The sequence below is a fragment of the Acinetobacter sp. genome (assembly GCF_045628685.1).
In the GTDB taxonomy this organism is placed as follows: Bacteria; Pseudomonadota; Gammaproteobacteria; order Pseudomonadales; family Moraxellaceae; genus Acinetobacter.
In genome coordinates this window covers 41715-54978 of record NZ_JAZQPV010000023.1, presented here as the reverse complement: position 1 = coordinate 54978, position 13264 = coordinate 41715, and the positions used below count along the sequence as shown (strand labels likewise).

13 protein-coding genes, 5 tRNA genes and 1 other RNA gene are annotated in these 13264 nt (G+C 42.4%); 11 read left to right on the top strand and 8 right to left on the bottom strand.

All coding sequences use genetic code 11. The features are described from left to right. The first annotated feature begins 104 nt into the window (after window positions 1-104). Entirely contained in the window at window positions 105-473 is a 369-nt protein-coding gene (locus tag ACKI4H_RS03675; protein WP_407303942.1) for a hypothetical protein, read from the top strand. 67 nt (window positions 474-540) lie between these two features. On the opposite strand, the gene ACKI4H_RS03670 is transcribed toward ACKI4H_RS03675, so the two are convergent. The 4 genes from ACKI4H_RS03670 to coaD form a co-directional block, all read right to left on the bottom strand. Continuing rightward, window positions 541-617: transfer RNA gene (locus ACKI4H_RS03670), tRNA-Met, on the bottom strand. A 72-nt stretch (window positions 618-689) separates the two neighbouring features. Then, an RNA gene (gene rnpB, locus ACKI4H_RS03665) (RNase P RNA component class A) lies at window positions 690-1072 on the bottom strand. A 26-nt stretch (window positions 1073-1098) separates the two neighbouring features. Next, entirely contained in the window at window positions 1099-1362 is a 264-nt protein-coding gene (locus tag ACKI4H_RS03660) for a YfhL family 4Fe-4S dicluster ferredoxin (protein WP_407303940.1), read from the bottom strand. Window position 1363: 1 nt separating this feature from the next. Next, entirely contained in the window at window positions 1364-1855 is a 492-nt protein-coding gene (coaD, locus tag ACKI4H_RS03655) for a pantetheine-phosphate adenylyltransferase (RefSeq protein ID WP_131383043.1), read from the bottom strand. A gap of 140 nt (window positions 1856-1995) precedes the next feature. Between coaD and smpB the strand changes: the two genes are divergently transcribed. After that, complete coding sequence (smpB, locus tag ACKI4H_RS03650) at window positions 1996-2475, top strand: SsrA-binding protein SmpB (protein WP_131383044.1); 480 nt, start codon at window positions 1996-1998, stop codon at window positions 2473-2475. Between the two features lie 80 nt (window positions 2476-2555). Here the strand turns inward: smpB and ACKI4H_RS03645 are convergent, their stop codons facing one another. The 3 genes from ACKI4H_RS03645 to rluD are packed head-to-tail and all read right to left on the bottom strand — an operon-like array spanning window position 2556 to window position 4979. Further along, a complete protein-coding gene (locus ACKI4H_RS03645) occupies window positions 2556-3107 on the bottom strand; it encodes a flavodoxin family protein (protein WP_407303939.1) in 552 nt (183 codons plus the stop codon). Between the two features lie 39 nt (window positions 3108-3146). Continuing rightward, complete coding sequence (gene pgeF / locus ACKI4H_RS03640; protein WP_407303938.1) at window positions 3147-3887, bottom strand: peptidoglycan editing factor PgeF; 741 nt, start codon at window positions 3885-3887, stop codon at window positions 3147-3149. A 39-nt stretch (window positions 3888-3926) separates the two neighbouring features. Next, a complete protein-coding gene (gene rluD / locus ACKI4H_RS03635) occupies window positions 3927-4979 on the bottom strand; it encodes a 23S rRNA pseudouridine(1911/1915/1917) synthase RluD (protein ID WP_407303937.1) in 1053 nt (350 codons plus the stop codon). A 73-nt stretch (window positions 4980-5052) separates the two neighbouring features. Here rluD and ACKI4H_RS03630 point away from each other — a divergent pair, with 73 nt between their 5' ends. Beyond that, the gene (locus tag ACKI4H_RS03630; RefSeq protein WP_407303935.1) at window positions 5053-6084 is read left to right on the top strand and encodes an outer membrane protein assembly factor BamD; all 1032 of its coding nucleotides are present in this window, start codon (window positions 5053-5055) and stop codon (window positions 6082-6084) included. 203 nt (window positions 6085-6287) lie between these two features. Continuing rightward, window positions 6288-8222 (top strand): DNA primase, encoded by a 1935-nt coding sequence (locus ACKI4H_RS03625; protein WP_407303933.1) that lies wholly within the window; start codon window positions 6288-6290, stop codon window positions 8220-8222. Between the two features lie 23 nt (window positions 8223-8245). Here the strand turns inward: ACKI4H_RS03625 and hemA are convergent, their stop codons facing one another. Continuing rightward, on the bottom strand, window positions 8246-9535 hold the full coding sequence (gene hemA / locus ACKI4H_RS03620) for a glutamyl-tRNA reductase (RefSeq protein WP_407303932.1): 1290 nt from the start codon (window positions 9533-9535) through the stop codon (window positions 8246-8248). 78 nt (window positions 9536-9613) lie between these two features. On the opposite strand from hemA, the gene ACKI4H_RS03615 reads away from it, so the two are divergent. From ACKI4H_RS03615 to ACKI4H_RS03585, 7 genes are all read left to right on the top strand, one after another. Continuing rightward, a complete protein-coding gene (locus ACKI4H_RS03615; RefSeq protein WP_407303931.1) occupies window positions 9614-11326 on the top strand; it encodes a hypothetical protein in 1713 nt (570 codons plus the stop codon). An 8-nt stretch (window positions 11327-11334) separates the two neighbouring features. Beyond that, entirely contained in the window at window positions 11335-11916 is a 582-nt protein-coding gene (gene lolB, locus ACKI4H_RS03610; RefSeq protein WP_407303930.1) for a lipoprotein insertase outer membrane protein LolB, read from the top strand. A 23-nt stretch (window positions 11917-11939) separates the two neighbouring features. After that, window positions 11940-12770 carry a 4-(cytidine 5'-diphospho)-2-C-methyl-D-erythritol kinase gene (gene ispE / locus ACKI4H_RS03605; RefSeq protein ID WP_407303929.1) on the top strand — a complete coding sequence of 277 codons (831 nt, stop codon included), beginning with the start codon at window positions 11940-11942 and terminating at the stop codon, window positions 12768-12770. 1 nt (window position 12771) lies between these two features. Further along, window positions 12772-12846, top strand: a tRNA-Gln gene (locus ACKI4H_RS03600). A gap of 27 nt (window positions 12847-12873) precedes the next feature. Further along, window positions 12874-12948, top strand: a tRNA-Gln gene (locus ACKI4H_RS03595). A 42-nt stretch (window positions 12949-12990) separates the two neighbouring features. Beyond that, window positions 12991-13065: transfer RNA gene (locus ACKI4H_RS03590), tRNA-Gln, on the top strand. 91 nt (window positions 13066-13156) lie between these two features. Further along, a tRNA-Gln gene (locus ACKI4H_RS03585) sits at window positions 13157-13231 on the top strand. Window positions 13232-13264: the final 33 nt, after the last annotated feature.

Below are 13264 nucleotides of genomic sequence, written 5' to 3'. Positions count from 1 at the left end.
GCTTTTTCCTGACCTGAATAACGTCGACGACGTTGAACTGATGTAATAACTTCAATACGTTCCATAGAACACTCCTTAACCCTAGTGCTATGACTAGGTCTTAATTGAGAAGTGTCCGTTTTAATTGGGGGCTATTACAGTTTGTAGACTACAATGGCGTACGTCGTGATGTGGCACGCTGGATCAACAATCAACAGCTACTGAGCATGCAACAAAAACGCAGCCTGGCACAACTCAGTAAAGCACAGCAAAAATTGTATCGAATTGAAGAAATTCCAGAAGATCAAAAATTGGCGATTGCCAAACAAAACCAGATTGCATTGCATTGCGCACATCAGCGTTTAACGGAAAATAAAATTAATCAATTACAAGTAGTGGTGTTCGGTCAAGAGAAGAAAGACACTATTTTAGAAAAATACGCTCAAGAAATTCCACAAATTAAATTGGCAGCAAGCGCTATTCACTGTGAATAAATAATTTTAAAGCTAAATTTTTAAATATAAAAAAAGGTCACGCTTATAGAAGCGTGACCTATGAAAATGGTGGCTATGACGGGACTTGAACCTGTGACCCCCGCATTATGAGTGCGGTGCTCTAACCAACTGAGCTACATAGCCAAAACTGTGCGCGTATTATCTATTTCAACATACTCCATGTCAAGAAATATCACACAATAATTGTAAAATATTTGGTGAAGTGAGCCGATAAGCCGGGTTCTGTCGTGAACGATCATTCCTCTAGGCGCACAATCACTCGTACGCTCAAGCGACCTACCCGAATCCAGCACGGGCCGTGCCTCAGGATTCCTATTTGGTCTTGCTTCTGGTGGGGTTTACCTTGCCGTGAACTGTTACCAGACACGCGGTGCGCTCTTACCGCACCCTTTCACCCTTACCATCTCTCTTGGTCTTCCCGAAGGAAAATTGCAAAGATGGCGGTCTACTCTCTGCTGCACTTGCCGTCGGCTTTCACCGCCCAGGCGTTACCTGGCACCCTGCCCTATGAAGCCCGGACTTTCCTCCCCTGTTTCAATCACAAAGATCTACACAGCAGCGATCGTCTAGCTCACTTCGGGGCGCATCTTATCAAACTTCAGCACTAATTGCTTGTGCTTTTTTGAGCAATCAGTTTTTTATATTTATCCATCAATTGATCTTGTGACTCTACATGCTGTGGGTCATGCGGAATGCAATCGACTGGACAGAATAATTGACACTGCGGCTCATCAAAATGCCCGACACATTCGGTACATAAATCCGGGTGAATTTCATATATGATTTCACCCATGAAAATGGCCTCATTCGGACACACTGGCTCACATACATCACAATTGATGCATTCATCTGTAATATATAAAGACACGCTACCAACCTTGCTGCTGTTTCCGTTTAAAGGCTTCAACCACTGCTTGCGGTACAAACTGGTTAACATCACCATTTAAACGCGCTATTTCACGTACCAACGTAGATGAAATAAAAGAATATTGCTCTGAAGGGGTTAAAAACACCGCTTCAAAATTTGAATCAAGTCGACGATTCATATTGGCCAATTGAAATTCGTACTCAAAGTCAGATACTGCACGTAAACCACGCAATACTGCTGTGGCTTTTTGTTCACGGAAAAAATTAACCAACAGACCATCAAAGCCGACAAACTCTACATTAGACAAGTGACTTAAAGAATTTTGGGCTAAATCTACTCGCTCTTCTAAACTAAAGACTGGATTCTTATGATGACCAATGGCAATAGCAACCACCACTTCATCAAACATTTTCGCTGCACGTGACACCAAATCGATATGACCATTGGTGATAGGATCGAATGTGCCCGGATAAATAACGCGAGTTTTAGACATCCATTTGTACTCTAGTTTAGTGTGTAGATGCTTATTTTAACAAAAACTTGATTTTTTAGTGAATAATCCTCATAAATTTAAAAAACTTCATCTTGGTTCGAGTTGCGGTACAATAGCAGTAAGATTGGAAGTATCAGATTATGGCGAAAGCAAGTATTGTAGTTAAAAAAAATAACGGTGGAACTATTGCACTCAACAAACGTGCCCGCCACGATTATTTTATTGAAGAGAAGTTTGAAGCTGGTCTTTCATTACAAGGCTGGGAAGTCAAATCAATGCGCGCAGGTCGTATGACCATCGTAGAAAGCTATATTACCTTTAAAAATGGTGAAGCTTTCTTGTTTGGTGCACAGGTTCAGCCTTTGCTGAGCGCATCGACACATGTGGTCCCTGAAGCCACGCGTACACGTAAACTTTTGTTAAACAAACGTGAAATTGAAAAGCTGATGGGTGCGATTAACCAGAAAGGTTATTCATGTGTTCCACTGGCTTGTTACTGGAAAGGACCCAAGGCCAAGCTTGAAATTGCTTTAGTGAAAGGTAAACAGCTTCACGACAAGCGTGCCACTGAAAAAGACCGTGACTGGCAACGCGATAAGGCACGTATTTTCCATAAATAATTTTTCTAGAAATTAAGTTTCTTTCGATAAAGTAAAAAACCTCCATCTGGAGGTTTTTTAATATTCATATCAATCTGTGCTTATTTGAGTCTGCTTAACAACAGGCCAATATATTCACCAAACCAGATAGCTGTATCCAAGTCACCTTGCGGCGGAGTTATTTCAACCGGCGCATTATCCGACTGGGTCATAAGGCCTAAAAAGCTCGACATCCGGTTCAAATCCTGCACACCACGCCCTGTGGGCATCATCGGCAAGCCTGTCCACAACATGCCATGCTGCATGGCAAACAAATTAATCTGTTGCAATACTGCTAACTTATCACCGCTCAATCCACCACCATTGGTGAAACCGGCTGCAATTTTGCCTTGCCATGTGCGTGCCAACCAGCGTTTGGAAGACTGCTCCATAAACAACTTCAAAGCAGCAGTTAGACTCCCCATATAAGTTGGGCAACCGAAAACAATCGCATCAGCTTGATCCAGTACATCCCAATCGACGTGTTCAATGTTCATGCAATGCACATGAATACCTGTTTGCTTGGCACCTTGGGCAATAAAAGAGGCAACTTTTGCAGTATGTCCATAGGGGCTGTGATAAACGATGGCAAGAGATTTCGAAGATAAAGACATATCAATAAAAGCAGTAAATTTTAATCAAGTTTAACAGTTTCAAGCCATAAACACGAATGTGGCCATGCGTCCTGTCTTTGCTTCACGGCGATAGGAAAAATATTCTTCCTCTTGCTGGTAACTACACTGATCACCACCCAGCACAAGCTCAACACCCTGTTGCTGCAAAATAAAATGAGCTATAGCATATAAATCGGCATAAAACTTGGTGGCTTGTTCACTGTGTTTAAAAGCACTTTCGAGTTCAGGATATTTTGAACAAAAAGCGAATTTAACTTCTTGACCAATTTCAAAACAAGGTTGGCTAATCGCAGCGCCCAACCATGCCCAAGTCGGCTGGCTTTGCATGGTAGCAATAGTGTTTTCTACAATGCCACCCGCCAATCCTCGCCAGCCGGCATGTAGGTTCGCGATTTCTGTGCCCTCTGCATTGCCGAGTACCACAGGTAAACAATCAGCAGTCATCATCATCAAAGCATGCGCTTTACGCTGGGTGACCAGACCATCACCTTCCAGAGCCTGAAAAGGAATTTCTTCATTAATAGTATGACAAATGGTACTGTGAGTTTGCGTCATCCAGGTGACTTTATCGACACCCCATTCAGCAAACTCTTGCAGTAACGCCATACGATGCTGTTGTACACGCTTTGCATCATCACAGACATGCAATGCCAAGTTAAATCCTGCAAGTTCAGGATGGGCAGAGGGTTGAGTTTTTTGATGATGCACTCGTGTCTGCCCAACAAATATACCTTGCGGAAGTCCTTGAATAAATTGCATGTCTATTTCCTTATGATACATACCAAACGGCAAATCAGCTTAGTAGGCTTTATTTTCGCTACGTAACACTTCAACCAGTTGGGCAAAGTCATCTGCCCATGGTGCTTCAAACATCATCTCTTCACCTGAACGCGGATGAACCAGACCAAGTTTTGAGGCATGCAAGGCTTGGCGTTTAAAGCCACGCAAGGTGTCATTCAGTAAGTCCGATGCACCGGCAGGAACGCGGATACGGCTCATATAGACCGGATCGCCGACCAAACCAAAGCCTAAATAACTAAAATGCACACGAATTTGATGGGTACGACCGGTTTCCAAACGCGCTTGAACACGGGTGAAATGCTGGAAACGCTCTTTGACGTTGTAATGGGTTACCGCATCCTTACCACCTGGCAAGATAGCCATCTTAATACGATCCACCGGATGACGTTTAATCGGCTCATCAATGGTGCCACCGGCAATAATTTTGCCGTACACCACCAGATCATAAACACGGTAGACGCTTTTCTTCGCCAATTGCTTACTTAATGAAAATTGAGATTCCAGATTTTTTGCAACCACCAGCAAGCCGCTGGTGTCTTTATCAATACGGTGCACGAGGCCCGCACGTGTCAACTCAGCCGATTTAGGATAGTGATGCAACAAGGCATTCACCAAAGTGCCCGAGCTATTGCCCGCACCCGGATGTACTACCATGCCTACCGGTTTATTAATGACAATAATATCGTCATCTTCATAGACAATATTCAAAGGAATATCTTCAGGCAGGCTTTTGGTTTGAACTTCCAGCTCAACATTAAGCGTTAAAAGCTCGTCACCCTCACATTTATACTTGGGTTTAACAGTGTTACCATTTACCAACAAATGGCCATCTTTTAGCCACTGCTTCAGTTTTTCACGAGAAAAATCGTTCCAAACCAGAGCTGCGACCTGATCGATACGTTGCCCTAAATAGCTTTCATCCAATTGAAATTGCAACGATAAACGTGTTGCAGTTGAGTCTGAAGTATGGTTATCTGCATCCTCAGAATCTTCAAGTAAATTGAAATCAGTTTCAGGGAAATTAGAATTAGAAGATTGTGCTTGACTCATTTGCTCATTCAGACAAAAGTGGTTTAATAGCGCAATTGTAGCTCATTGCCCGTATTAACACAGAGGAATTTTTATGTCGTTACCACGTTATAAAATGACAATGCTTGCTTTATCGTTAGGCGTTGCGTCGGCAATAGCGGGCTGTAGCAGTAATCCAAAGAAAGATGTTGTAGACACAGGACCGCAATCTAGCGAGCAAGTTTATATTCAAAAAGCTGAAAAAGCCCTTGAACGTGGTCAATATACCGACGCGGCGAAGCATCTTGAAGCGCTAGATACTTATTACCCTACAGGTGATTATGCGCAACAGGCACAATTAGAATTGTTGTACGTTAAATTTCAACAAAAAGATTATGAAGGTGCAATTGCCCTTGCTGAACGTTTTATTCGTTTAAATCCACAACATCCAAATGTGGACTATGCCTACTATGTTCGTGGCGTGGCAAATATGGAACAAAACTATGATGGTCTATTGCGTTATACCTCATTAAAGCAGGCACATCGTGATGTCAGCTATTTAAAAGTGGCTTACCAAAACTTTGTCGATTTCATTCGTCGCTTCCCATCAAGCACCTATGCTGTTGATGCAGCACAGCGTATGAAGTTTATTGACACTGAATTGGCTGAATCTGAAATGAATGCTGCGCGTTTTAATATCAAACGTAAGGCATGGCTAGCTGCGGTTGAGCGCTCACAATGGGTGGTGGAACATCACCCCCAAACTCCTCAAGTGCCTGAAGCATTAGCCACGATTGCCTATGGTTACGACAAATTAGGTGATAAGCAAACCTCACAGCAATATATTGAAGTGTTAAAGCTCAACTATCCAAACCTTGTTAAAGCGGATGGCACGGTAAATCTTCGTGCTGCACGCAGTGAAAGTAGCTGGCTTAACCGCGCTACTTTGGGTGTGTTTGGACGTGAAGCGCAGACTTCCACAGAGGCACAGCAACAACAAAGCACTGAAGATGGAAAAAAACGCAGCATTACCAATCGTTTAAGTTTTGGTTTGTTAGATCGGCCAAAAATTGAAAGCAGTCTTCCTGCACCGAAGCAGGAAACCATTGAAGAACCGAGTGTAGAAGAAGCACCAGCAACCAAATAAGCCGAGCTTATTGGTCGCATTTTCATGAAGGGCAAGTTATCATACTTGCCCTTTTGCTATTTTAACGGATCATATTGATCATTTCGTGCAAAAGGTATACAAATTAACATTTAACAGCTGACGCACTTTTAACTTGGCTAAATTCTGACAGTGCATTTGTCAGTCATTTTTTAATAGATAGATCACAACCCGATTGCATACGTATGGCTATTCCTCAACACACGATTGATCAAATATTAGATCGCACAGATATTGTCGATCTGATAGGTCAGCGCGTGAAACTTAAGAAAACAGGCCGCACCTATTCAGGTTGCTGCCCTTTTCATCAGGAAAAATCGCCATCGTTCCATGTTTATCGAGATAAACAGTACTTCCATTGTTTTGGTTGCCAGGCCAACGGTAATGCCATTCGCTTTTTAATGGATATTGACGGTCGTAATTTCGTCGATGTGATGAAGGATCTGTCGAGTCGAAGTGGCATAGAGCTACCCAAAGACAATCATGATTCAAATAAAATCAAATATAAACGTGAAGCAGCCAAATCTCAGCCTGTCGCAAAAACATCTGAATCCAATACTCCCAATGCTTCGGCGAATTCACCACAACATTCTAATGTTCCAGCAGCATCAGCAATAGATCACGACCCTTTTGCAGAATTTCAAATGCAAGAGGATGCATTCTATGGCAATGATCCATTTGCAGCGTTTGAGCAAACTCCAGCAGCATTTGAAGATACCCCTCAAGACGGTAACCTATACGATTTACTGGAAAATATTGCGCTGTATTATGAGCAGCAATTACCGCATAGTCAGACTGCACAGCAATACTTCAAACAGCGTGGCTTAAGTACTGAAACCATTGCTTACTGGCGTTTAGGCTATGCACCGGAAGACTGGCAACATCTGGAAAAAGCCTTTCCTTATGATGTTGAAGGCTTAAGACAGCTAGGCTTAATCCGTACCAGTGACAAAGGGCGAGATTTTGATCTGCTACGTGACCGGGTGATTTTCCCGATTCGCGATCCGAAAGGTCGTGTGGTCGGCTTTGGCGGTCGTGCTTTAAATGATGAAATCAAACCCAAATACATCAATTCACCTGACTCTGAAGTCTTTCATAAAAACCAACTGCTGTATGGGCTATATGAAGGCCGCAAGCAAAAAGCCCCAGACTGGCTGATGGTTGAAGGCTATATGGACGTCATTGCCTTACAGCAATATGGCGTTTTCGGTGCTGTTGCGACATTGGGTACAGCCAGCAACACCGACCATCTGAGTATATTATTTAAGCAAAATAATCGTATTACCGTAGCATTTGACGGCGATGCTGCCGGTCAAAAAGCGGCACGTCGTACTTTAGAAATTGCACTTCCCTTACTAAATGACGGTCGAGAACTCAAGTTCTTCGTACTACCGAATGATCACGATCCAGATTCTCTGATTCGCCGTGAAGGCTTAGAAAGCTTTCAACGGATGTTGCAAGCTGCACCTTTATTGTCCGAGTTTATATTTGCGCATTTAACTCAAAACCATAACAGCACATCTCCGGAAGGTAAAAGTCAGGTGATGGGGGAGTTAAAACAGCTCACCGAACTGTTACCCAAACATGGTTCTTACCGTTACTTGCTGCAACAATACTTCCGTGAAAAGCTCGGTTATAGCCGAAAATGGCAACCACAAGTCAACAATGACGCGTCTTTAAGCTTTAGTACCAAAATTGATGCAGAAGAATATGTGGTAGCGATTTTAATGAATCACCCTTATTTGTATATTCATTTTGAACCGCTACGCGCCTTAATTCCGCATGATCAATTACTGTTTAAGATTTTAAATATTTTCAATACGATTTTTGATGATTTACCGGAGGATCCTGAATTATCGCAATATTATGTTTTAGGTGCATGTGCAAACTATCACCATGATTTACAGCATATTTTAATGCAAACCAATATTAGTGACTACACCTCATCCCCTGAGCAAGCCGATAAACTGGCTGAAGATTTTTCAATTAAATTGCAATATCAATGCTTACAGCAAAAATTAAAATCGAAAAAATTTACCAGCATTGCTGAAATGCGAAACTTGAAACAGAGAATTTATGAAATTGATCGAAAACGATCACTGACCTTAATCGACGAATAATCAAACGCTAAAAACCAAAATTCTTATTTGTTTTGTTTTGTTTTACGGCGCTTGGCAAAAATTTCATTCAAATCATCACGCATTCTTTCAAAACAACTTGGATCTTCCACTTTGGCCGCTTGACGCAATAAGATAGACGTTGGATGGAGCAATTTTTGGGTTAAGCGATGTGAAAATTCCTGTAGAACCTGCTCGATATTTTCACCCGCCGCAATTCGAGACATTGCTAGAGCCAACTCTTCTTGCCTTAGAACTTCGCCTTGTTCACGATATGCCTGAATGGTACTGCCGGCTTTGTTAATTTTTTGCTGGGTCAATAACTCTGTGGCCAACTGATTGACCATTACCTCAGCTTCAACAGCCGCTTGGCGACGTTGGGCTAGATTGTCATTAATGACACTTTGCAAATCATCAACGCCATATAAATACACGCCATCTAATGATTCAACTTTAGGATCGATGTCACGTGGAACAGCCAAATCTACCAATAACATTTGTTGATAACGACGTTTTTTTAATGCGGTTTTAACATCACTATAAGTGATGACCTGATGCAAACTTCCAGTACAACTTGAAATCACATCCGCACGGTATAAATTTGCAGCCAACTCGGAAAAATCGATAATTTCCACGTCTACACGATGGGCAATTTCCTGCGCCAGAGCTTCAGCACGGGCACGAGTTCGATTGCAAATCAGCACTTTCCCCACACCCATTTCGGCTAAATGCTTTGCCACCAAGCTATTCATTTCACCAGCTGCAACCACCATTACGGTCAGTTTTTCAGGCTTGCTAAAGACTTGAAGCGCAAGTTGTGCAACCGCATACCCCATGGAAACCGCATGACTACCGACTGCAGTTTCTGAGCGGACGCGTTTGGCTGCGTAAAAAGCATATTCAAAAATTCGGTTTAAATTTGGAGAAACGGTATGAGCATCTTTCGCCATAGAAAGCGCAGACTTTACTTGTCCCAAAATTTGCGGCTCACCCAGCATCAAAGAGTCAAGGCCACTGGCAACCCGCATCAGATGCGTCACAGCCTGTGCATTTTCATAGCGATAGACATGATTTAATAATTGTTTAGGATCCAGGCCATTTGACTGGGCGAGCCAATTCATTACCATGTCTGCATTTTCAGACATTGCATAAACTTCAGTTCGGTTACATGTAGAAACCACGACCATATCATTCAAGTCATGGTTTTGGCTTTGCTCGGCAAGCAATTGCTTTAACTTTTCAGAGTTAAATGCAATCTGTTCACGCAGTTCTACAGAAGCGGTTTGATGGTTGACACCCAGTGCAAAGAAAGACATATCAGATCATCATTTCGCTAAATTTATGCTATTGTGCAATATTGGTGTCATAAAAAGCATTACTTGGATCAAGAAAAATTGCGTCAAACAAATAGCCGAATAAACGGCGCGACAATTAAGCAATATTCTACCACATTCTTACTTGTGGGTAGCATGGCTTCGAGTGCCCATATTAGAGCATCCGGAGAAATTTATCATGCCAATTCAAACTATAATGCCATAAAACAAAGCATGATTGCTGAGTTTGCACTGGCCTATCACGACATTCCAACAGCATTACATAACTACACTGTGCTTGCAATTAAAAGCAGTTCGACCACAGTTAAACAGCGTGCTTTGAATGTTGCACTAGAACAAAATGACCTAAAAGCTGCACTCGACATTGCAACGCATTGGGTGGTTCAGGAACCTACAGATGTTCCGGCTTTATTTTACCTTTCACACATCGCCCTGAAGTCGCATGAGTATGAACTGGCATCCGAAACGCTAGACAAAATTTTAAATATTGATCCCGATGCAGATCTGGAAAAAATTCTGGTCGGCATTGTGCCAGAAGCACCTGAAGATCGGGAAGTTCTGCTGGATGCGTTAAGCAAAAGTAAAGAACGGGACAACCCTTCTGTCTTGGTACTGATTTCAGGCCTGGAAGCACAAAATGGACAGCTCGAGCAAGCGCTAAGTACGGTTAATCGTGCACTTAAGAAACGCCCCAAAGTCACTGGCTTCATCCTAATGAAAGCCAATTTACTCAGTGCCTTAGGCAATGAAGAAGCCACGCTAAAATGGTATGACAAAGCCAGCCGTAAACATAAATCCAATCTAGAAGTTCGCTTGGCTGAAATTAAATACCTGATTAAAATAAATAAATCCAAAGAAGCTCTGGATAAACTCGAAAATATTTTGAAGAAATGGCCGCATGAGGAAGAAGCCCTTTTCATTGCAGGCTTAACCAGTATCGATTTAGAAGAATACGACAAGGCAGAAAAGTTCTTGGTTGAGCTTCGGTATTCCAACCAGTATCAAAATGAAGCCTATTACTACTTGGCGGTAAATGCTGAGAGAAAACAACATTTTGAAACCGCAAAAGCCTATTACCGTTTAGTAGATGGCAGCCTGTACACGGTTTCACGCCGCAACATGATTAATATTTTTTCAGAGCAAAAACAACTGAGTGATGCGCTGCGGTTTTTAACCCAGGAACGGGTCAATTACCCGCAACATGCCAGTTTCCTTTACCAGGCTCAGGCCGATATTCTAAAACGTATGGGCAACAAAAAAGCAGCCATGCGCCTGCTCGATGAAGCCATCAAAAATATCCCGGATGATCCTGAACTGATCTATTCTGAAGTTCTCTTACTCGACCCTTATCAGGATCAAGATCAGCTTGATAGGTTATTGAAAAAGTTACTGGAAATCGAACCAAATAGCCCAACTTATCTGAACGCCTATGCCTATACACTGGCGCTACAAAATAGACGACTGGATGAAGCCCGCCAGTATGTAGAACATGCCTTGGAGTTTGCCCCGGAACAAGCTTCAATCTTGGATACGCTCGGTTATATCACCTTTTTACAGAATGACTTTAAAACCGCTACCCTAGTGTTAGAAAAGGCATATGAGATGAGCCAAAGTGTCAAAATTGGGGTACGCTATGCAAAAGCCATTTATATGCAAGGCGAGCTGACAAAATTTAATCAAGTGTTACAACAATTACAAAAAAAATACCCCAATGATCCGCAATTAGAACAACTGAAATCGTTATTGTTACCGCCACACCTGAAAAAGAGTTAATGATCTTTATGCATATTTTTTCAAAATTCAGCTTAATCCTGATTACCATAAGCACATTGGTCCTGACAGGTTGCCAACGATATACCCAGCCTCAAGCTCCGAGCGTTTCCCAATTACCTGAAGCTGCAAATAATTTCAGCCTGCAAGGTAAAATCGGGGTAAAAACACCGGGACAATCTGGCAGTGCATTTTTTACCTGGGTTCAACAGCAGGATGAATTTGACATCGAGTTAAGTGGAATTTTAGGTGTCGGTAAAACGCAAATTTCAGGCACTCCAGGTCAAGTTACCTTAAACAGCGCCAAAACCGGACTGATTGAGGCTGAAACCCCCGAAGAATTATTGGAACGTGCCACTGGCTGGCAAGCACCGATCACCCATCTGGTAGATTGGGTTCAAGCCAAACCGGCAACCACACAAGCAAAAATCAGTAAGGATGGGCAAAATCGTCCAATCCAGTTTGTGGAAGATGGCTGGACTGTTGATTTAAGCTATAACGATCAAGCGCAATTACCGACTAAATTGATTTTAAAACAGATACTTGAATCCGGCCAGGAAAACCGTATTACAATGGTCATTCAAAACCGCTAAATTTTCAAAAAGTTAAAAATTCTATGATTCGTGTTCCCTCTCCCGCCAAGCTCAATCTTTTTTTGCATATCACCGGCCGTCGTGACAATGGTTATCACGAATTGCAAAGTATTTTCCAATTGATTGATTTAAATGACTGGCTGGAATTCAACCAAACAGATGACCTAACCATTTCAATTGATGGCTTGAATAGTGTGGATTTGGAACAAAATCTGATTTTTAAGGCCACACAAATTTTAAAACCGTTTGCAATAAAGCCGAGTGGTCTAAAAATAAGCATTGAGAAAAATATTCCGATGGGTGCAGGACTTGGAGGCGGGTCTTCCAATGCTGCCACCACCCTGATTGTGGTAAATCAATTGTGGCAATGTGGACTAAGTATTGAACAACTGGCTGAACTGGGCGTAAAACTCGGCGCCGATGTCCCAATTTTTATACATGGCCGCAATGCATGGGCTGAAGGCATAGGCGAACACTTAACATTCATAGACTTAGATCAAAAACAATACATTGTGTTAAAACCTGACTGTTTTATCAGCACTCAACTGCTTTTTTCACAAAAAACGTTGACAAGAGACACGAAGCCTACTAAATTTTGCGCCTATCAGTTAACGCCATTTAACTTTGGAAATAACTTTGAGCCTTTAGCCAGAAGTCTATATCCTGAAGTGAATGAAGCGATGCAGTATTTAGACCAGTTCGGTATTGCAAAACTTACAGGTACAGGTGCTTGTGTTTTTACTGAAGTAACTCCTGATATGAATATTGATGAGATTTTAGCGCATTCACCTTGTAAAGCTTACTTGGTTAATAGTTTAAATGAATCACCATTACGTCATCTCAAGGTTATATGATAGGGGTATCGCCAAGTGGTAAGGCACCGGGTTTTGATCTCGGCATCCGTTGGTTCGAATCCAGCTACCCCTGCCATTCATCTCATCTGTAGATTGCTGTATTAGGGGCGTCGCCAAGTGGTAAGGCACCGGGTTTTGATCTCGGCATCCGTTGGTTCGAATCCAGCCGCCCCTGCCATTTAAACACATCGTTTAAATCACAATTACAGTAATCAAATTTAGGGGTATCGCCAAGTGGTAAGGCACCGGGTTTTGATCTCGGCATCCGTTGGTTCGAATCCAGCTACCCCTGCCATTTTCTCAAAAAAGACAGAACAGAGTTTGCAGGTTCATTTGTTAATTTACCTTGACATAGACCCGCAAAACTATTAAAGTTCTGCCGCATTAGGGGTATCGCCAAGTGGTAAGGCACCGGGTTTTGATCTCGGCATCCGTTGGTTCGAATCCAGCTACCCCTGCCATCTATTTTCAAACATTCCAACCGCCAAGGGTGC